The sequence below is a fragment of the Psychroflexus planctonicus genome (genome assembly GCF_014640195.1).
GTDB classification, from domain to species: Bacteria; Bacteroidota; Bacteroidia; order Flavobacteriales; family Flavobacteriaceae; genus Psychroflexus; species Psychroflexus planctonicus.
On sequence record NZ_BMGM01000010.1, the window covers coordinates 15,717 to 35,515 of the forward strand.

The 19,799-nt window shown below is 32.8% G+C and carries 18 protein-coding genes; 10 read left to right on the forward strand and 8 right to left on the reverse strand.

The annotated features are described in order from the left end of the window. Positions 1 to 169 precede the first annotated feature (169 nt). From IEV72_RS10910 to IEV72_RS10920, 3 genes are all read right to left on the reverse strand, one after another. Positions 170 to 1,096, reverse strand: coding sequence for a T9SS type A sorting domain-containing protein (locus tag IEV72_RS10910; RefSeq protein ID WP_188459151.1), 927 nt, complete (start codon positions 1,094 to 1,096; stop codon positions 170 to 172). Between the two features lie 725 nt (positions 1,097 to 1,821). Continuing rightward, positions 1,822 to 2,340, reverse strand: a complete 519-nt coding sequence (locus tag IEV72_RS10915; RefSeq protein ID WP_188459152.1) for a DinB family protein — start codon at positions 2,338 to 2,340, stop codon at positions 1,822 to 1,824. Beyond that, entirely contained in the window at positions 2,340 to 3,533 is a 1,194-nt protein-coding gene (locus tag IEV72_RS10920; protein WP_188459153.1) for a proline dehydrogenase family protein, read from the reverse strand. The genes IEV72_RS10915 and IEV72_RS10920 overlap by 1 nt, the downstream gene beginning before the upstream one ends. Positions 3,534 to 3,627: 94 nt before the next feature. On the opposite strand from IEV72_RS10920, the gene aroB reads away from it, so the two are divergent. Next, the gene (gene aroB, locus IEV72_RS10925; RefSeq protein ID WP_188459154.1) at positions 3,628 to 4,698 is read left to right on the forward strand and encodes a 3-dehydroquinate synthase; all 1,071 of its coding nucleotides are present in this window, start codon (positions 3,628 to 3,630) and stop codon (positions 4,696 to 4,698) included. On the opposite strand, the gene IEV72_RS10930 is transcribed toward aroB, so the two are convergent. Both IEV72_RS10930 and IEV72_RS10935 read right to left on the reverse strand, forming a co-directional pair. After that, positions 4,686 to 6,755, reverse strand: coding sequence for a TonB-dependent receptor family protein (locus IEV72_RS10930; RefSeq protein ID WP_188459155.1), 2,070 nt, complete (start codon positions 6,753 to 6,755; stop codon positions 4,686 to 4,688). The two genes, aroB and IEV72_RS10930, sit on opposite strands and share 13 nt — an antisense overlap. Positions 6,756 to 7,025: 270 nt before the next feature. Next, the gene (locus IEV72_RS10935; protein WP_188459156.1) at positions 7,026 to 7,904 is read right to left on the reverse strand and encodes a T9SS type A sorting domain-containing protein; all 879 of its coding nucleotides are present in this window, start codon (positions 7,902 to 7,904) and stop codon (positions 7,026 to 7,028) included. Positions 7,905 to 7,964: 60 nt separating this feature from the next. Between IEV72_RS10935 and IEV72_RS10940 the strand changes: the two genes are divergently transcribed. Further along, entirely contained in the window at positions 7,965 to 9,683 is a 1,719-nt protein-coding gene (locus tag IEV72_RS10940; RefSeq protein WP_229731895.1) for a M14 family metallopeptidase, read from the forward strand. On the opposite strand, the gene IEV72_RS10945 is transcribed toward IEV72_RS10940, so the two are convergent. Continuing rightward, complete coding sequence (locus tag IEV72_RS10945) at positions 9,661 to 10,272, reverse strand: NUDIX hydrolase (protein WP_188459158.1); 612 nt, start codon at positions 10,270 to 10,272, stop codon at positions 9,661 to 9,663. The genes IEV72_RS10940 and IEV72_RS10945 overlap by 23 nt on opposite strands. Positions 10,273 to 10,280: 8 nt before the next feature. Here IEV72_RS10945 and pyrE point away from each other — a divergent pair, with 8 nt between their 5' ends. Both pyrE and IEV72_RS10955 read left to right on the forward strand, forming a co-directional pair. Continuing rightward, entirely contained in the window at positions 10,281 to 10,931 is a 651-nt protein-coding gene (gene pyrE, locus IEV72_RS10950; protein ID WP_188459159.1) for an orotate phosphoribosyltransferase, read from the forward strand. A 3-nt stretch (positions 10,932 to 10,934) separates the two neighbouring features. After that, a complete protein-coding gene (locus tag IEV72_RS10955) occupies positions 10,935 to 11,333 on the forward strand; it encodes an SRPBCC family protein (RefSeq protein ID WP_188459160.1) in 399 nt (132 codons plus the stop codon). A 4-nt stretch (positions 11,334 to 11,337) separates the two neighbouring features. Here IEV72_RS10955 and IEV72_RS10960 read toward each other — a convergent pair whose 3' ends face one another. Then, complete coding sequence (locus IEV72_RS10960) at positions 11,338 to 12,075, reverse strand: biotin--[acetyl-CoA-carboxylase] ligase (RefSeq protein WP_188459161.1); 738 nt, start codon at positions 12,073 to 12,075, stop codon at positions 11,338 to 11,340. Between the two features lie 93 nt (positions 12,076 to 12,168). Here IEV72_RS10960 and rsfS point away from each other — a divergent pair, with 93 nt between their 5' ends. The 6 genes from rsfS to IEV72_RS10990 all read left to right on the forward strand — a co-directional run bounded on the left by rsfS (position 12,169) and on the right by IEV72_RS10990 (position 17,096). After that, complete coding sequence (gene rsfS, locus IEV72_RS10965) at positions 12,169 to 12,534, forward strand: ribosome silencing factor (RefSeq protein WP_188459162.1); 366 nt, start codon at positions 12,169 to 12,171, stop codon at positions 12,532 to 12,534. Between the two features lie 18 nt (positions 12,535 to 12,552). After that, entirely contained in the window at positions 12,553 to 14,673 is a 2,121-nt protein-coding gene (ftsH, locus tag IEV72_RS10970; RefSeq protein ID WP_188459163.1) for an ATP-dependent zinc metalloprotease FtsH, read from the forward strand. 74 nt (positions 14,674 to 14,747) lie between these two features. After that, positions 14,748 to 15,350 carry an LUD domain-containing protein gene (locus IEV72_RS10975; RefSeq protein WP_188459164.1) on the forward strand — a complete coding sequence of 201 codons (603 nt, stop codon included), beginning with the start codon at positions 14,748 to 14,750 and terminating at the stop codon, positions 15,348 to 15,350. Positions 15,351 to 15,353: 3 nt separating this feature from the next. After that, complete coding sequence (locus IEV72_RS10980; RefSeq protein WP_188459165.1) at positions 15,354 to 16,157, forward strand: phosphatidate cytidylyltransferase; 804 nt, start codon at positions 15,354 to 15,356, stop codon at positions 16,155 to 16,157. Further along, positions 16,147 to 16,797 (forward strand): phosphatidylserine decarboxylase family protein, encoded by a 651-nt coding sequence (locus IEV72_RS10985; RefSeq protein ID WP_188459166.1) that lies wholly within the window; start codon positions 16,147 to 16,149, stop codon positions 16,795 to 16,797. The genes IEV72_RS10980 and IEV72_RS10985 overlap by 11 nt, the downstream gene beginning before the upstream one ends. Before the next feature lie 2 nt (positions 16,798 to 16,799). Next, positions 16,800 to 17,096, forward strand: coding sequence for an acyl-CoA-binding protein (locus IEV72_RS10990; protein ID WP_188459167.1), 297 nt, complete (start codon positions 16,800 to 16,802; stop codon positions 17,094 to 17,096). A 26-nt stretch (positions 17,097 to 17,122) separates the two neighbouring features. Here IEV72_RS10990 and IEV72_RS10995 read toward each other — a convergent pair whose 3' ends face one another. Then, positions 17,123 to 19,753, reverse strand: coding sequence for a valine--tRNA ligase (locus tag IEV72_RS10995; RefSeq protein ID WP_188459168.1), 2,631 nt, complete (start codon positions 19,751 to 19,753; stop codon positions 17,123 to 17,125). Between the last annotated feature and the right edge of the window lie 46 nt (positions 19,754 to 19,799).

The following is a 19,799-nucleotide window of genomic DNA, read 5'->3' on the forward strand; positions in this document are numbered from 1 at the left end:
TAACACTTTCACACCAATGAATTCTTTGTATTCAAGACTTAGTAAGTGTTTTGCTAACAGACACATGGGGATATTTCACAAAAAAAACTCCAATAAAAGTTCGTCTAATTAAAAAAACCGTCTTGTAGAATTTACAAGACGGTTTTGAAATTAAAAATGTGCGTGGGTTCTATGACTTAATAAACTTCTTAGTTACATTCAAATTATGTTTACCTTGAATTTTGAAATAATATACCCCTTGGGTTAGATTTAAATTGTCAACTTTAATGGTATTTGATGTTTGGTTTTTGAAAACTTGAGTCTTCACTTTTCTTCCTTGCGCATTAAATATTTCTACAAGTACATCTGCGTTTGAATTGCTTGGCACTTCAACATAAAAATAATTGCTTTTCACTGGGTTTGGATACAGACTAACTTTTGCTTTGTTTGCATAGTTTACAGTACTTAGCGTAATTGGTTCAAATACTAGAGAAAAACGGTTGTAAGCTTGTGATGCGTTAGAATTATCTAAGACAAAATTAACTGTACTTTCTCCAGTTGGCAAATCATGACTTACATTGGTATAATTGTCTACAAGTTTCAATTTTACATCTTCAAATTCTGGCAAAATAAATTTCAGAACATAATTAGTTGTAGAAAATTGATTCATAAACAATTGTAAATTTTCATCTGCTTCAGGAAAAGCTCTGTTTTCTAACACCAAAAGTTCTCCATCTTGAATCCGCGCTAGATTTTCATCAACGTTATTCATTTTAGGAGCATCTCTATCGTCTAAACCATTAAAGCCATTTATTGTAAAGCGAATTTCAATTGCATCTGAAGATGTGCTACCTGCGTTGTATGAATCTTCTCTATATAAAAGTACATTCATTTTTTTTGTATCTTCTAATGTTGGTTCTTGAATTTGATCTACTGCAAGGGCTTGCCAATTTGCTTCGCTTTGCTCTTCGAGATTAAATATTTCATTTTCTAAAGTAACATTGTAGTTATAATCTTCCGTTGCTAGGTGGTTTGCCTTTGCAGTAGTAAAGCCGATAAGCATTGTCAGGCTTAGGAACACTAAAGAAAAAATCTGGTTTCTGTTTATAGTTTTCATGACGTACAATTTTAAATTAATAACAAGTAGTATTTATTCTACAAATCTAAGACGAATTGTAGTACTTGTTCTACTTACGAATATGATTCTTATCAGGTTTTACTTTATAAAAAGAAAATGCAATTCAATATTGATATTAAAACAGATTGAACGCTCTAGAAGATTGGATTTTACTTGAGGAAAAGTGATTAAAAAGTTATAATTTAATCTCAGCTTGAGAGCGGTTGGAAATTTTATTTAATGGAAAGTGACAATTAAAACAAATTTATTTATCTAAAATAATGTATCAGCTTCATCCCTTCCATTGATGGAAGGTTAGAGATGGGTGTAAAATAACATACTAAAACACCCTTTGCCTTTCGGCATTTCCCTTATAGGGAAAAAATTTCAATCAAACTTATTCATTAATGGTAAAGCCATTTTTGATAGTAGCTGAAAACAGACAAATTACATAAAGAGGTAATTGATAGTGATTTTTTGATAAAAAAATCGTGTCGAAAACCAATTCATATCCAAAAATTCTTATTCCTGATACTCCCGATACTTTGGAATCACTCATTTAAAACGTGAAATTTATTCGAATTGACAGAATTCTATCAAAATGCACAATGGGTTGAAGCTTTCTAGTTTTATTGAAATAGCATCAGTTGGATTAAAACAGCACTAAACGATTTTTCTTCTAGTTGAAAAAGCATTGTTAAACATTAAACCTTTAGATTTCTGTTTTACAAATATCTTTCTTGGATTATATGTATGTGGTGAAGCTCATGTCCTAATAAAATAAAAGGAATTGCGCGAACACTAATTGGCCCGCCACTTGCTTTTCCTAAACGTTGAAGCATTTCTGCATTAAAACCTTTATACAAGGCAATATTTGCTTTGCGCAAACTTGTAAATTCTTCTACTAATTGAAGTATGGGTTTTTGGTTTGCTTGTGAAGGTGGAACATAGGCATTTTCATCAAAACCGGGTAATTCCGTAGTGTCGTTTCTAGAAATTCGAAGTGCTCGGTAAGTAAAAATACGTTCTGTATCAATTAGGTGTTGTAAAATTTCTTTGGGCGTCCATTTGCCTTCTGCATAAGCATATAAAAGCTTGGTATCTGGAATTTCTTTAAAAAAAGTAGGCGTAGCATCTAAACTGGCTTCAAAACCTTGCATTAAACCTGTAGATGCTTCAACATTTTTCAGGTAAGTTTCGTAATATGTATCGTATTCCTTAGTAGTAAGGTCAATTTTTTTCATTATTCAACTCGTTTTACATATTGTCCTTCACGTCTTTGTTTCTCTTCTTTCAATAAAGCTAGTTCTCTTCCAGCTTCTCCTTGCACAGATGAGTTTTCTTCTGCTCTTCTAATTAAATAAGGAACCACATCACGAATAGGACCAAATGGAAGTAGTTTTATAGCATTGGAATTTACTCCTGCAATATTGTAACTAATATGGTCACTCATACCATACAACTGCCCAAACCAAACTCGGTCATCATCACTTTCAATTTCTTTTTGCCCCATAAGCTGTAATGCCATATAACTACTCACTTCATTATGCGTACCAATAAACATCCAAATGTCATCTAGGTTATCTAAGCTGTATGTCATAACCGCATTAAAGTTTACATCTGTTGCTTCTTTGTTTTCACAAATAGGTGTGGGATAACCTTTGCGTTTGGCTCTTCTATTTTCTTTTTCCATATAAGCTCCTCGTACAATTTTGAAACCCAATTTATAATTTTTCTGTTTTGCACGATCATGCATTTCTTTTACATAAGAAAGTCTATCCCATCTATAGCATTGTAAGGTATTATAAATAATAACCTGTTCTTTATTGTACTTTTCCATCATGCGCTCGCATAATGTATCTGCTGCATCTTGCATCCAAGATTCTTCAGCATCAATTAAAAGTTTGGTGTTGTTTTGGTAAGCGGCTTCACAAACGCTTTCAAATCTCTTTTGAATACGCTCCCACTCTTTTTCTTCATTAACCGAAAGCTGTTTATTGCTTGTTACTTTTTCCCAGATATCAAATCTTCCTAAGCCTGTTGGTTTAGCCACAGCAAAAGGAATTTCTTTTGCATTTGCAGCAAATTTAATAATGTTAATTTTATTTTTAGCCGCTTTATCAAATTCTGCTTCTGTATCTTTTCCTTCTACAGAATAATCTAAAACGCTATGTACTTTTTTAGTATACATTAATTTTACAAGCGGTAAACATTCATTTTGAGACTCACCTCCACAAAATTGAGCAAAGATGGTTTTCCTAATAATCCATTCTACTGGTAAACGAAGTTTTAAAGATAAATTGGTGAAAAAAGTGAGTAATGGTACTAAAAAAGGAATACTCATTAATCTGAAAATAAATAAAGAACGATTTAAGTCTGAGTCCGACTTTAATACAAAAGCATCTTTTGTATTATTGAATATTTTAGTATCAATCATGTAAAAAAATTTGCGTTCCAAATATATTAATAGAACTAGGATATTTTTGTTATAATTCACCTTATTTTAGCAACATTAACAGAAGCCTTTTTAAATGAAACCACTGCAATTAGAAGAATGCGCTATTTATTTTGAAAATGAATCCTACCACGCGGTAAACAAGCATATTGCAAATGCAAATTATTCATCTGTATTTATTTTAACTGATAGTAATGTACATGAATCTTGCTTAACAGAATTTTTGCAAAACCTTAGTATACAAATCCCATTAGAAGTTATAGAAATTGAAGCTGGAGAAGAAAATAAAAAACTATCGGTATGTAACGAAATTTGGAAAACCTTATCCGATTTAGGTGCAGATCGAAAAAGTTTAATCATTAATTTAGGCGGTGGCGTAGTTACAGATTTAGGTGGTTTTATTGCAAGTACATTTAGACGCGGTATTGATTTCATTCATGTACCAACTTCGCTTTTAGCCATGGTTGATGCTGCTCTAGGCGGCAAAAATGGAATAGATTTAGGCCATTTAAAAAACCAAGTTGGCACTATTGTTTTGCCAAAAATGGTTTTGGTAATAACCGACTTTCTTAGAACTCTACCACAGGAAGAATACAGAAGCGGACTTGCCGAGATGATTAAACACGGCTTAATTTATAGCGAAAGCTATTTTAGCTATTTTGAAAAGCTTCAAAACTATGATGCTGCTTTTTTAGCACAACTTATTCACGATTCTATTAAAATTAAATTGAATATTGTTGAAGCCGATCCTTTTGAAAACAACCTTAGAAAAACACTCAACTTTGGTCACACACTTGGACATGCTATCGAGTCTTACTTTTTAGCAAACGAAAGCAAAAAAAGACTTTTGCATGGTGAAGCCATTGCCATAGGAATGATTTTAGAGAGTTTTATTTCCTTCAAAATACTTCAATTAAATGAAGAAGAGCTAAATAGAATTACTCAAGCCATCATGCCCGTTTACAAAAAAGTACATTTTACGAAACAAGATATTGAAGAAATTATTCAGCTTTTAAAATACGATAAGAAAAATACAGGCTCGCAAATTAATTTTGTATTGTTAAACAAAATTGGAGATTGTGCGCTAGACCAAGAAGTAGATAATGAGTTAATTTATGAAGCCTTTGCGTATTATCAAAAATCGTAGTTAAACTGTGCTCCAAAAAAGTAATTTCTAGGTAATCCCGGATAAAAAAATCGGGCAGGTGAATTACCAAATCCTACTGCATTAGGCAAAACACTAGCTGCATATTTTTCATTTAGCAGATTGTTTACTCCCGCATTTAATTGAATATCAAAATTTCTACCTATTTGAAAAGTGTAGGCCACTTTCAAATTAACTAATCGGTAGGATGCAGAACTCAAACTGTTTGCATCATTTAATGGAATTTCGCCTACATAATTCCAATTGGAAAAAACTTGTAAATTTTTCCAAGCAAAATCTAGACCTACATTAATAATCATATCGGGAACGCCCGTTAAATCATTTCCACTGAAATTGTTTTCTTCATCTACAAAATCATCAAATTCAAAGAAATTAAAGCTACCCGAAAAATAAGGTTGCCAAAGTGTTTTACCTTTATTTATGTTTCCTTTTATCAAACTTTCAATTCCGTTGTGTATGGTTTTCCCCGCATTAATTCCAATAAATTGATCTTCGGCTGTTCGGCGAGCTACCAATAAATTATTTACATGTAAGCTATATAAATTCACTTCTGTATACAAGGCATTATTAAAGAAATTCAATTTGCTGCCTACCTCGTAATTCCATGCTTTTTCTGGTAATAAATCTGTGTTTAAAATTCCGCTAGGCGTTAAACTTTCTGCGACTGTTGGAACAGCAAAACCTCGGCTGATGTTAGCATACAAATATTTGTTTCTACCTACTTCGTAATTTATTCCAAGCCTTGGATTTAAGGCTGTTTCGTAACGGTGCTTACTACTTTGATCTATTCCATCATTTAAAAAACGATCTTCTATTTGAAAGGAAGTAGAATTTAAACTTATACCAGTTTCTAAATTGATTTTTGGAGTGAGTTCGTAACTCAATTCAGCAAAATAATTTTGGTAAAACCGTACTTGATCTATATTGAAAAACAAATCGCCTTGTACACTGCCTTGGTTTGGAAATTCCTGATACAAATTATCGTAATTGGTAGTAGCATGCCATTCATACATTAATTCTGTTCCAAAATTGAAGCTGGCATTTCTGTTGAATAATTTGGTCTGTAATTCAAAATTAGAACGCAAACCTAAACCCGTAGTGTTTTCATCTAAAATATCAAAGGGTCGTGGTTCGTAAGCATTTTTAAAATTGGTAAATACACTGGTTTTATTTTTTAAATTATCTGTGATTTTCTGATTTAAGGTAACACCAAATAAACCTCGCGTATACGACTCAAATCCTTGAGCAGCATTCCAATTAGAAGCTGCATTACTCGGATTATTTTCTAAATCTTCTTGTGTTATAGAACTGGGTATAAATGCTTTTAAATCGGTTAGCACACTAAGAAAATCAAAACTTGTATTTTCGTTAGCATATAATTCACTAATTATATTTAAAGATTCTCTTTGGTAATTGCTGTTTTCTCTAAAACCATCTTGTTGTAAATTGTGATAACTTACTAGTATTTGTTTGTTATCAGACTTATGTCCTGCTAGAATACTATGTTTTTGGAGCCCATAACTTCCAAACAAATTCGTGTATTTAGAAAAGTTTTTATCAATTGAAATCTCTTTGGCACTTAATTGTATTACTCCACCAATATCAGCGCCAAATTGCGTGTTGTTAGGTCCTTTTGTAATTTCAATTTGTTCAAGAATTTCAATATCCAAATCATCTAAAGTGGTTTCTCCGTTTGCACTTGTTAGCGGTATGTTATCTAAATAAGCTTTAAGCCGATTGGTAGAAAATTGTGAGCGCGCACCAATACCGCGGATTGTAATTCTGTTGGTATTTAATGCACCTTGTTGCATAAACACACCAGGAACACGATTTAAAACAGGAGTAATAATACTTGGATCTATTCTGGATATTTCCTGTTTACTTACTAAATGTATAGGTTTGGAATTGTTCTGGATTTGTTTTTGTCGGGTACTGGATTTTACAACTACTTCTTCAATTTGAGTAGTATCTTGTTGAATTTGAGAAAAAGAAAATATTGTAAATAAAAAAGTAATTACCAAGCTTATACCCTTTCTCATCTTTTTTTCGCCAAAAGTAATTTGTTCAAAATAACTTCGCATTAAAAAAGTGATAAAAAAAGCCCGATGTTTCCATCGAGCTTATGTGTATTTTAATTAGTGTTATACTTATTTAACCATAAAATGGCGTTATTAAACTCATTCATTTTCCCTTATATTTTCTTGTTCATCATTTCTCCCGAAGCTTCAGGACTATGCAAATAATTCACAGCGTCATATAAGAAAAAAGCAATTTCGTTTTCTTAAGGACATTGTATAATCAAATTGGTATTATTTTTTCAATATATTATGATTGTAATTTCCCGCACTTGTTTGTAGAGTTAAAATATATTGTCCTGCAGCTAAATCTGAAGCATTCATTTTTCCATCTACAAAATTGGCTTCTAATTGTTTCCCATTCATGTCTGTAATTCTAGCTTGTTCAAGAATTAAACCTGCGGGTAATTCTAGATTAATTACATCTGAAACAGGATTCGGGAAAACTTCAATTTTTTCTAACTCAGCTTGATTAATTGAAAGAGTTTCTTGCCCAATTACATTCATCAAATAGTGTTGTCCTCCACCAATACCTGCCGAATCCATGTAATCATCTACACCACAGTTTGAAGCTTTTATATAGCAAGGTTGAGTTTGTCCATCTGAATTAACTCCCATGAAAAATTCTTCGTCTGTTTCTGTCCCGCTGTTGGGCACAAAAACTTCCATTACTAAAATCTCACCTGCGGGAACTACAGCGTCAATAGGAACAAAAAGCACCGTTTCGTCAGCTTGAGAAATAATAAAAACATCTTCACTAGCAATTAAATCAAGCGTTAAGTCCTCACTCGTTAAATCCGTAGTGTTGGCTGTATATAAGCTAACTGTAATGGTTGTATTTCTTCCTGTACCTTGACCAATTTCAACAGAAGAAATAGTAAAGTCCGATTCTATATCGTGGTCCGTTTCCAAATCAAAAGCTCTAGCAAAGTAATTATCAAAATACATTCCTAGAAATAAATCTTCATCTTCATTAACTTGATCTGGCCCAACTGTACATGCAACAGCAGAAGTGGTTACATTGTTAGGATCATTATTTTGGGTTATGGTTATGTCCTGAGCAGAAACAAAAAAGCCAAAAAATAAAAATAAAATAAGTGTAATTTTTTTCATGTTCATGGTTTTAGTAATATTACCAAACAAATCTACAAATATTTTTAATCGAAAATGAAAATGTATCATAAAATATTGATTCTGTTAGTAGTATCATCTCTACATTCCTGCAAAAACAAATCTGAATTTACCTTCCCAATAGCTTTTGAAGCATCTTCTGGTAAACAGACATCTAACTATGCAGAAGTGCTTCAATTTTACAGTGAAGCTTCAGCTTTCGCTGATGCTGTTTCGTTAAAAAAAATTAAAAATACAGATAGCGGTGAAGAATTACAACTGGTTAGCATTAAACCAGAAAAACCTATAAAAAATCCCTTAAAAATCTTAATTTTAAATGGAATCCATCCAGGGGAATCAGACGGCATTGATGCTAGCATGTTGCTTGTAAAAAAAATAATCAACAAAGAATTTAAACTACCAAACGAAATAGAATTAAACATTGTACCCATCTATAATATTGGTGGAGCATTAAACAGAAATAAATTTACAAGAGCCAATCAAAATGGTCCAGAAGAATATGGTTTTAGAGGCAATGCACTGAACTACGATTTAAATCGGGATTTTATAAAGTCAGATTCCAAAAACAGCAAGGCTTTTTATCAGATATTTCATACAGTAAATCCAGATGTATTTATAGACACACACGTAAGCAACGGAGCAGATTACCAATATATTCTCACACATTTGTTTACACAGTCTCAACAACTAGGTGGCAACTTGGGAGCTTATATCAGTACCGATTTTATTCCAAAATTAGAAGATAACTTACAAAGCAAAAACCTAAGTATTACACCTTATGTAAATGTATTTAACCAGACTCCCAAAAAGGGTTTCACTCAATTTCTAGACACACCTAGGTATTCTACAGGTTACACTAGTTTGTGGAATTCGCTTGGTTTAATGATAGAAACGCATATGCTAAAACCATATCCAAAAAGAGTAAATGCAACTTTAGAAATGTTGGAAAGTGTAATTGAATTAAGTTCAGCCGAAGCAGAGGAAATTCAATTGAAAAGAGCTCAAAATTTTGAAAAATACCTAAATGCAAAAAATTACAATTTCAATTTTAAGGTAGATACTACAAAACATGAAACATTCTCATTTTTAGCTTATGAAGCAACTCAAGAAATTAGTGAAGTAACAGGAAAAAACAGACTCAAATACCAAACAGACAAACCCATCACCTATCCAGTAAAATACTATAATTATTTTAGTCCTGCTGCTTCGGTAGAAATTCCTAAAGCTTATGTAATTCCAAAAGCCTATCATAATATCATCGAATTATTTAAATTGAATAACATAAAAATGAACACTTTTCAAAAAGACAGTATTCTTGCTGCTGAAGTGTATTATATAGACCAATTTGAAACCAGAACAAATCCTTATGAAGGTCATTATCTACATTATAATACCGATGTTAAAAATAAACTTGAAAAAATTGAAGTAAAATCAGGAGATGTTTTGGTAAATACTAATCAGCCAGGCATCCGGTATTTACTTGAAACCTTAGAGCCAAAAGCGGTAGATTCCTTTTTTAATTGGAATTTCTTTGATGCTATTTTGCAACAAAAAGAAGGTTTTTCGCCATATGTATTTGAAGATGAAGCTGCGAAAATTTTAAATGAAAATCCTAAATTGAAAACTGAATTTGAAGCGCTAAAGAAAAACGATAGTCTTTTTGGTAATAATGCCTACGCCCAATTAAATTGGATTTATAAGCATTCCAAATTTTACGAAAAAGCACACAATCGCTATCCTATATATCGGATTCTGGAATAGTTTGGTCTATAAATAGTTCTCTAATATTGGCATAGGATTTTTGTAAAGCTTTGTCTGTTTTTTCAGCATTTTTCCACTTTACTTTGGTAATTCCTTCTTCTTTTTGTGGCACTAATTCTCCTTTAAAAGAAGTTTTCATTTTATACCAATAGGTTTCTTTAAGCCTGTACTTCCCTTTTCTTTTCATGATATGGTAAGTTACTTGCAAAAACTGATCTATTTCAAGATTTTTCACCTTTGTTTCTTCTTCAACTTCTCTAATTGCAGCTGCTTCAATTTTCTCAAAACGCTTTTTACCGCCTTTGGGTAAATCCCACTTTCCATTTCGGTAGATAAAAAGGGCTTCCCCTTTATCATTATATACCAAACCACCAGCTGCTGTAATTACTTTTAACTTACGCCTTAAGTGTTTAATAAGTTTCTTTTCGTTTTTATGATATAAGTTTACATATAAAACTGCTCCTTGTTTAATTTGTCTAATTAACCACTTTAGGTTTGTCTTTTTAATTGGAAAATTAGTGTACTTTTCTCCATAATTTGACTTTGTAGACAAAATAATTGGAAGGTCATTAAGAAAAACTTTATACATTTGCAGTTATGATTTTCGATAAACATACCAGCCGAGAAACCTCGGAATTATTATTACAAATTAACGCAATAAAATTGAAACCACAAGAACCATTTACATGGGCTAGCGGTTGGAAGTCTCCAATATATTGCGATAACAGGATAATTCTTTCTCACCCTAAAATTAGAAATTACATAGCTGAACAATTGGCTAAACAAGTTGAAAAAATCTACGGCAAACCCGATGTAATTGCTGGCGTTGCTACTGGCGCAATAGGTATTGGAACATTGGTAGCTCATTGGCTAGGATTGCCTTTTGTTTACGTGAGACCAGAACCCAAAAAACACGGAAGAAAAAACCAAATTGAAGGTCAACTTGAAGCAAACCAAAATGTTGTGGTTATTGAAGATTTAATCAGTACAGGGAAAAGTAGTCTAAATGCGGTAAAAGCCCTAAAAGATGAAGCTAACGCCAACATAAAAGGGATGCTTGCTATTTTTAGTTATGGATTTGATGTAGCTAAAGACAACTTTGAAAAAGATAAAGTTGAATTGTACACCTTAAGCGATTACGAAACGCTGATTAATCAAGCCTTCGAGAATAGTCATTTATTTAAAAAAGAACTTTTAGTTCTACAGGACTGGAGAAAAAACCCAGCAGATTGGAATCCAAACACATAAAAAATGAATTTAGAAAGCCCAAAAGTAAAATTAAATAAAACACAAAAAGAAGTTTTTGATTTTTTAGCCGATGTAAAAAACTTTGAAAAAATAATGCCCGAAAGCATTGAAAAGTTTGAAAGTTTAGACGAAAATAGTTTCCTTTTTCAATTGAAAGGAATGCCTGTTTTAAAACTTACTTTAAAGGAAAAAACCGAAGCTAGTAAAATTATTTTGGGAGCCAAGAGTGAAAAACTTCCATTTAAATTAATTGCAGATATTCAAGAAGTAGATGGATCTACATCTGAATTACAACTTTTATTTGAAGGTGAATTTAATGCCATGATGAGCATGATGATTAAATCTCCTATTCAAAAATTCATAAAAAGTTTAAGCGAAAATTTAGAAAAGCGATTTAACTAATTGGTTAGTACAAAAGTTTAATTTCTTTTACATCAAAACTTTCTTCTTGTTCATCTTCAAAAAGAACGCGTAGACTTCCATTGGTTTTTACACCTTGTATGATTCCGGGGAGTTTTCTTCCGTCTGGAAATTGAAACATAGAAGCACTTTGTTTTCTAAATAAAAGTTCATGATAACGTTCAAATATTTCAGTTGTATTTCTGGTTTTCAACTGAATGGGGATTTTCTGCATTTCAGATAATATTGCATACAGCACTTCGTCTAAATTGTAATGTATTCCCGTTATTTTTTTTAGAGAAGATGCTTGCGGCAAACCAACAAACTCGGTTTGATTTACATTTAAACCAATACCCACAATTGCAGAATTTACCAATCTATTTTGAATAATAGTTTCAATTAAAATTCCTGCAATTTTATATCGGTTAGAAATAATATCGTTAGGCCATTTTAGTTGAACCTTAAAAAAGCCAAGGTTTTTTAAAGCATTTATAAGATTTAAAGAAACCAAAGCACTTAATTTAAATTGATTTTTTACATCTAATTTTAAATTTTGTAGAACCAAACTGAAAGTTAAATTTTGTCCTTTATCGCTTTGCCAACTAGCACCAAGTTGCCCTTTACCAGCAACTTGATTAGGAGTGAGCACGCAAAAATTAGTAGTTATGTGGCCTTCATGTAATAGCTGCCGAGCATAATTATTAGTAGATTCTGTTTGAATAATTGATAATACTTGAAACTCCATGTTGTTTACAGCAATAAATGTTTTGTTAAGTGGCTAATTAAAAGACTAAAAAAAGCTAAATTTGCATAAAACTAATAAATATAAAGCTTAGCATTGAATAAAATTAACCCTGACCAACAAATTTCCCTAATTATTAAAGGTATTGAAGATGTTAAAGGTAAAGACATTAGTATTTTAGACCTCCGCGAAATTGAAAATACCATTTGCGATTATTTTATAATTTGTACTGGCACATCTAACACACAAGTAGATGCTATTGTTACATCTATAAGAAAAACAGTGAGTAAAGATTTACAAGAAAAACCTTGGAACATTGAAGGACAATCCAACTCAGAATGGGTGTTGGTAGATTATGTAAATATTATTGTACACGTATTCCAAAAGCAAATACGCGAACACTATGATATTGAAAGCCTTTGGGGAGATGCAAAACTAACTCAAATTGAAACTGATTATTAATTTGGTGGAAAACTAAACATGACAAAAAAGACAAATAAAAATAACCCAAAACAAAGTAAAAACCCACGTGGAAATGGTCCTAAAAAACCAAAATTCAATTCGTATTGGATTTACGTTGGTATAATTGTTCTATTTATTGCTGTTCAATTCTTTGGCGGAAACAGTTTTAATAAAGTTGCGGAAACCAGTCCGAGTGAATTTGAAAATTTTCTTAGAAATGGTGATGTTGAACGATTAATTATTTACAAAAATACACGTATTGCTGAAGTATTTTTAACCGAAGAAGCAAAAGAAAAAACAGAACATCAATCGGTTTCCGAAAACGAATCTTTTAGTGGGCAAAGTCCTGACTATAAGTTTGAATTTGGAGATTTACAGAATTTTGAAAATAAGATTAATCAAATCAAAAGAGAAAACGATATTCAGTTGAACCCTCGCTACGAAACCAAAGAAAATTTCTGGGGAGATATTTTAATTGGATTATTGCCATTTGTAGTCATAATTGCTATTTGGATTTTCATAATGAAAAGAATGAGCGGTGGCGCAGGTGGTGGCGCAGGTGGCCAAATATTCAACATCGGAAAATCGAAGGCTAAACTCTTTGATGAAAAAACAGATATTAAAACTTCATTTAAGGATGTAGCTGGATTAGAAGGCGCCAAAGATGAAGTGCAAGAAATTGTAGATTTTCTAAAATATCCTGATAAATACACCAACTTGGGTGGTAAAATTCCAAAAGGAGCAATATTAGTTGGTCCTCCAGGAACAGGTAAAACCTTGTTAGCAAAAGCCGTTGCTGGTGAAGCTGGAGTGCCATTTTTCTCTTTGTCTGGTTCAGACTTTGTAGAAATGTTTGTTGGTGTTGGTGCTTCTCGTGTTAGAGACCTTTTTAAACAAGCAAAAGAAAAATCTCCATCTATTATCTTCATTGATGAAATTGATGCAATTGGTCGTGCTCGTGGAAAAAGCAATTTCTCTGGATCTAACGATGAAAGAGAAAATACACTAAACCAACTTTTAACGGAAATGGACGGATTTGGGAGCAAAACAAATGTAATTGTTTTGGCGGCAACTAACCGAGCAGACGTATTAGATAAAGCTTTAGTAAGAGCAGGTAGGTTTGATAGACAAATTTATGTTGACTTACCCGATTTAAATGAAAGAAAAGAAATCTTTGAAGTACATTTAAGACCTTTAAAGAAAGTAGCAGACGAGTTAGACACAGATTTCTTGGCAAAACAAACACCTGGCTTTTCTGGTGCAGATATTGCCAATGTATGTAATGAAGCTGCTTTGATAGCTGCCAGAAACGAACACACCGCCGTAGGAAAACAAGACTTCTTAGATGCAGTAGACCGAATAATTGGTGGTTTAGAAAAGAAAAATAAAATCATGACGATGGAAGAGAAAAAAGCCATCGCCTATCATGAAGCAGGTCATGCCACAGTAAGTTGGTTGTTAGAACATGCGGCTCCATTGGTAAAAGTAACTATTGTACCACGTGGCCAATCTTTAGGTGCAGCTTGGTATTTACCTGAAGAAAGATTAATTGTCCGCACAGAACAAATGCTAGACGAAATGTGTGCAACCATGGGTGGTAGAGCTGCAGAGAAAGTAGTTTTTGATAAAATTTCTACCGGTGCTTTAAGCGATTTAGAAAAGGTAACAAAACAAGCTAGAGCTATGGTTACCATTTATGGCTTAAATGAAAAAGTAGGTAATTTAACTTACTACGATTCTCAAAATCAAGATCCTAATTTCACAAAACCATACAGTGAAAAGACATCTGAACTGATCGATAAAGAAATTTCAACTTTAATTGAAGCGCAATATCATCGTGCAATCCAAATTCTTACAGAAAACATAGATAAGTTGCATAAATTGGCAGATATTCTTTTAGAGAAAGAAGTTATCTTTAAAGACGACATGGAAGATATTTTTGGCAAAAGGCCTTTCAAAAAACCAAAAATGTCTGAAAGAAATGGAAAAACAGTAGTTAAAGAAAAACCTTCAGAAGAATTAAAAAGTGAAGATAATCATGAAAAAAATGATCATCAGGATTCAGATTCTAATGAAGAAACAAAAAAAGATGATCAAAATGAATCATCGAACAATAACAAAGATACAAGCCATAAATAATCAAAATTAATTTTTGAATAATCATATAAGCAACTCAATTTGAATTTTATATTTTTGGAAGTAACAATTAATATATGAGTTTTTTAAAACGTCTTTTAGGTATATCGGATAAAAAAGACAAGAACACTTTACGTAAAGATCCAGACGAAAGTAAGTTCATGCCTGAAAAAAGCCTACCTATTGATGAGATGTTTATGAATAATTTCAAAGAAAACGGTGGCAAATTCCTGTATTGTGAAGATGAAAACGAATTGCAGTCTACATTCAAACAAATATTAAACGAGAATAACTGGAAAAAAGAAAATGTATTTGCTAAATCTTCAGATTTATTGAAGCGTTTTCAAATCAAAAATTCACTTACTCGTCCGTTAGACGCAGATTACTTTCTTACTACAACCGAATATTTAATTGCTAATACTGGTGCTTTGCTGGTTAATTCTGACCAAATAGGTGAAAAAAAATTAAACGATTTACCCTACAACTTTATAGTAATAGCTACTACAAGCCAGCTACTTGAAACAATTGGCGAAGGTTTACAACTCATTAAACGTAAGAAAAGCGAAATACCTAGCAACATTACTACAATGAAAACTTTTGAAGGCAAAGTAGAATCTGATTTTATGAGCTATGGTAGTCCTTCAAAAAACTTATATTTGCTTCTACTTGAAGATTTATAAGGAATGAATGAAACGCTTAAACGCTCACTTGCCGGTGTAGTTTACATGTTTTTAATTATAGGTGCTGCACTTTTGGGTGAGAAATCACTCATACTGGTTTTCCTGATTCTAGGAATTGCATCAATTTACGAAGTACAACGTTTACTAAAATTCAAAAACCTGATAGGATATTTACTATTAGCAGCATTATTGTATAGTCTAGCAAGCTTTAGAAGCTACTTTAGTTATGTTTATTTTTTAATTCCGCTGGTTTTATTAATCAAAGTGCTACTGTTGAAAGACTTATTTTCCAAAAAAGATTTCGTGATCATTTCAGATAAAAAACCACTTATTTCTTGGTTATTTATTGTTCCATCATTTTTATTTCTTTGCTTGTTGCCAACTGTTGGTGGCGAATATCAACCTTATCTATTCATTAGTTTTTTTGTTTTAGTTTGGACAAACGACTCTTTTGCATATTTAATCGGGAAAAATATTGGGAAAAATAAATTATTTGAACGTGTATCTCCTAAAAAAACAATGGAAGGTTTTTTTGGAGGCGTAATTATGACATTAATTTTTAGTTTTATTATTTATAAAATTTTAAACATATACTCGACTATTATTTGGCTGGGAATTGCCCTATTAGTGAGTGTTTTTGGTAGTTTAGGCGATTTAGTTCAATCTAAATTTAAACGTGTTGCCAACGTAAAAGATAGCGGCAGCATCATGCCTGGTCACGGTGGTGTTTTTGATAGAATGGATAGTACCATTTTTTCTATTACATTTGTATATACGTTTTTATTAATTATAGAATATGTTTCATAAGGAAGGTTTTAAAATACTTGGTGTTTCGCTAATACTATTATTAGCAATAAACTTAATTACAAGTTACTTAACCACAATAGATTGGATTATTTATGTTGTATTTGGAATATCTTCTATTCTATTTATTCTAGTTGCACAGTTTTTTAGAAATCCGAAACGCGGTGTTACTGAAAATGAAAATTACGTAGTTGCCCCAGTAGATGGTAAAGTTGTTGCTATTGAAAAAGTTGAAGAAAAAGAATATTTTAAAGATAAGCGTTTATTGGTTTCTATATTTATGTCTCCTATAAACGTTCATGTTACTAGATATCCTGTGAGCGGAAATGTTAAATACAGCATGTACCACAAAGGAAAATATTTAGTAGCATGGCATCCAAAGTCTTCTGAAGAAAACGAACGTACAACGGTAGTTGTAGATGCTCCTAAATTTGGAGAAATATTGTACCGCCAGATAGCTGGTGCTGTAGCAAAACGCATTGTGAATTACGCAGCTGCTGGGCAAGTTGTAACACAAGGTGCTGACAGTGGATTTATTAAATTTGGTTCTCGAGTAGATGTGTTTTTACCAACAGGATCTGAAGTAAAAGTAAAGATTGGTCAAAAAGTCCGCGGTGCGGAAACCATTATATCTGAATTATAATTGTGAATTACAAAGAACTTACAGACGAAGAATTAGAAAACGTCTTTTTAAAGGCGTATACTAAAGTGGGTAAAACCAAAAAGAAGTTCCCACAAGATGTATTACTTCATTTTTACTCCTATTATAAACACGCAACTAATGATAATAACCTACAGGTTATTCATCAACCAGAAAATGGTGAAGAGTTAGTAAATGCATTTAAAGCAAATGCATTATTCCAAATAAAATCAATTTCTCAACGCGAAGCAAAAATTAGCTATATAACTCTTGCTAAGCAACAGTTAAATGGAGAGTTCTAATAAATTTACCCTGCCTAATTCTTAGTTTAGAGCGCTTTTAAACTTGCTTCAATAGTTTCTATTTTTGCCAAAGCGTCTGCTTGTTTTTGTTTCTCAATGGCAACTACTTTTTCTGGAGCATTGTTCACAAACTTCTCATTGGAAAGTTTCTTTTCAACCGATTTTAAAAAGCCTTGCAAGTAAACCAATTCGGTTTGTAGTTTTTCCTTTTCTGCTTCTACATCAATAGCGCCGTCCATGGGAATAAAATATTCGTTGGCTTGCACTCGAAATGAAAAAGCACCTTCTACACTATCTTGAACTACTTCAATAGAATTTAAATTACAAAGCTTTTGGATAACGCCATCAAATTGATTTGAAAATGCTTCATTGTTGATCATCTTTAAGTCAATAGCATCTTTAAAAGCGATGTTTTTCTCTTTTCGGATGTTTCTAACTCCGCTGATTACTTCTTTGGTGGTTTCAAAATCCTTCAAAAAAGTCACATCAAATTCCTTTTGAATTGGCCATTCGGAAACCACTAAAGCTTCTTTTGGATCTCTTTCTGCAATATTATGCCATATTTCTTCTGTAATAAATGGCATGAATGGGTGCAACAATTTCAAATTGCTTTCTAACAAATCAAGCACTTGTTTTAGAGTTTGTTGATCGATGGGTTGTTGGTAAGCTGGCTTTACAATTTCTAATAACCATGAACAGAAATCGTCCCAAACCAGTTTGTAAGTTGCCATTAAAGCATCAGAAATACGATATTTACTGAAGTGGTCTTCAATTTCAACTAAAGTAGATTGCAATTTTGTTTCGTACCAATGCAAAGCAATTTTTGAATGTTCGGGTTGCATTTCGTTTTCAGAAACTTCCCAACCTTGAATTAACCTAAAGGCATTCCAAAGTTTGTTGGCAAAGGCTTTTCCTTGTTGGCAAAGTGCTTCATCAAACAGCAAATCGTTTCCTGCGGCGCTACTCAACAATAATCCAACACGAACACCATCAGCTCCAAATTCTTCCATCAACTTGAGTGCATCGGGAGAATTTCCGAGCGACTTAGACATTTTTCGGCGTTGTTTGTCTCTTACAATTCCAGTTAAATATACATTATCGAATGGCTTTTTGCCAGTATATTCATAACCTGCCATGATCATTCTAGCCACCCAGAAAAACAAAATATCTGGACCCGTTACCAAATCTTTGGTTGGATAATAGTAGTTGAATTCTTCATTTTCTGGATTGCGAATACCATCAAAAACACTCATTGGCCACAACCATGAAGAAAACCAAGTATCCAATACATCTTCATCTTGATGAATATCGGCATGACTTAATGTTGGATTCCCTGTTTTTTGAATGGCTAATTCCAAGGCTTCTTCTGCATTTTTAGCCACTACAAAATCGTTTTTGCCTTCACCAATATAATAGGCAGGAATGCGATGTCCCCACCACAGTTGCCTAGATATATTCCAATCACGAACATTCTCTAACCAGTTGCGGTAGGTATTTTCAAATTTCTTTGGAAACAATTTAATTTCTTCAGTTTTCAGTACCGCATCTAAAGCTGGTTTTGCTAAATCTTGCATGTTCAAAAACCACTGATCAGAAAGTTTGGGTTCGATAACGGCTCCCGTTCTTTCTGATGTTCCCACTTTGTTGATGTGGTTTTCAACTTTTACTAAATATCCTTTTTGTTCTAATTCTTGTGCAAAAAGTTTTCTAGCTTCAAAACGATCTTTGCCTTGGTAATGCATACCAAAGTGATTCAGACTAGCATCATCATTAAAAATATCAATCACTTCTAATTGATGCTTATCGCCTAACATCTTGTCATTTTCGTCATGTGCAGGCGTTACTTTTAAGCAACCCGTTCCAAATTCTACATCAACATATTCATCTTCAATAATAGGAATGCTTCTATTAACCACAGGTACAATGGCGCGTTTTCCTTTCAGGTGCTGATAGCGTTCATCTTCGGGATGAATGCAAATGGCGGTATCGCCAAACAAGGTTTCTGGTCGAGTTGTAGCTATGGTTAAGTGTTCCTCAGTTCCTTCAATTTGGTACTGAATATGGTATAATTTTCCTTGTTTTTCTTGGTACACCAATTCTTCATCAGAAAGTGTAGTTTTGGCTTGCGGATCCCAGTTCACCATTCGGTAACCACGGTAAATTTTTCCTTTGTTATGCAAATCGATAAAGGTATTGATTACCGATTCATATAAATCCTGATCCATGGTAAACTTCACCCGATCCCAATCGCAGGAAGCGCCTAGTTTTTGCAGCTGGTTTAAAATTTGCCCACCATAGTTTTCAGTCCAATCCCAAGCGTGTTTTAAAAAGTCTTCTCTAGAAATTTCAGCTTTGTTGATTCCTTCCTCTTTCAACTTAGCTACTACTTTGGCTTCCGTAGCAATAGATGCATGATCTGTGCCTGGAACCCAACAAGCGTTAAAGCCTTTGAGTCTTGCTCTACGAATTAAAACATCCTGAATGGTGTTGTTTAACATGTGTCCCATGTGCAAAACCCCAGTAACATTCGGTGGTGGAATGACAATGGTATAGGATGGTTTTTCGTTAGGTTTGGAATGGAAAAATTTGTTTTCCAACCAATATTGATACCATTTTTCTTCAACTTCTCTAGGCGAATATTTTGCAGCTATGGGCATGTAAAAATTATTTAAGCCGCAAAAATACCATTAATGCCATTAAAGT

Bases quoted from the DNA above. Each gene is read 5' to 3' on its own strand.
- IEV72_RS10910 (WP_188459151.1), bottom strand. From the start codon at position 1,096: ATGAAAACTATAAACAGAAACCAGATTTTTTCTTTAGTGTTCCTAAGC.
- IEV72_RS10915 (WP_188459152.1), bottom strand. From the start codon at position 2,340: ATGAAAAAAATTGACCTTACTACTAAGGAATACGATACATATTACGAA.
- IEV72_RS10920 (WP_188459153.1), bottom strand. From the start codon at position 3,533: ATGATTGATACTAAAATATTCAATAATACAAAAGATGCTTTTGTATTA.
- aroB (WP_188459154.1), top strand. From the start codon at position 3,628: ATGAAACCACTGCAATTAGAAGAATGCGCTATTTATTTTGAAAATGAA.
- IEV72_RS10930 (WP_188459155.1), bottom strand. From the start codon at position 6,755: ATGAGAAAGGGTATAAGCTTGGTAATTACTTTTTTATTTACAATATTT.
- IEV72_RS10935 (WP_188459156.1), bottom strand. From the start codon at position 7,904: ATGAAAAAAATTACACTTATTTTATTTTTATTTTTTGGCTTTTTTGTT.
- IEV72_RS10940 (WP_229731895.1), top strand. From the start codon at position 7,965: ATGTATCATAAAATATTGATTCTGTTAGTAGTATCATCTCTACATTCC.
- IEV72_RS10945 (WP_188459158.1), bottom strand. From the start codon at position 10,272: ATGTATAAAGTTTTTCTTAATGACCTTCCAATTATTTTGTCTACAAAG.
- pyrE (WP_188459159.1), top strand. From the start codon at position 10,281: ATGATTTTCGATAAACATACCAGCCGAGAAACCTCGGAATTATTATTA.
- IEV72_RS10955 (WP_188459160.1), top strand. From the start codon at position 10,935: ATGAATTTAGAAAGCCCAAAAGTAAAATTAAATAAAACACAAAAAGAA.
- IEV72_RS10960 (WP_188459161.1), bottom strand. From the start codon at position 12,075: ATGGAGTTTCAAGTATTATCAATTATTCAAACAGAATCTACTAATAAT.
- ftsH (WP_188459163.1), top strand. From the start codon at position 12,553: ATGACAAAAAAGACAAATAAAAATAACCCAAAACAAAGTAAAAACCCA.
- IEV72_RS10975 (WP_188459164.1), top strand. From the start codon at position 14,748: ATGAGTTTTTTAAAACGTCTTTTAGGTATATCGGATAAAAAAGACAAG.
- IEV72_RS10980 (WP_188459165.1), top strand. From the start codon at position 15,354: ATGAATGAAACGCTTAAACGCTCACTTGCCGGTGTAGTTTACATGTTT.
- IEV72_RS10985 (WP_188459166.1), top strand. From the start codon at position 16,147: ATGTTTCATAAGGAAGGTTTTAAAATACTTGGTGTTTCGCTAATACTA.
- IEV72_RS10995 (WP_188459168.1), bottom strand. From the start codon at position 19,753: ATGCCCATAGCTGCAAAATATTCGCCTAGAGAAGTTGAAGAAAAATGG.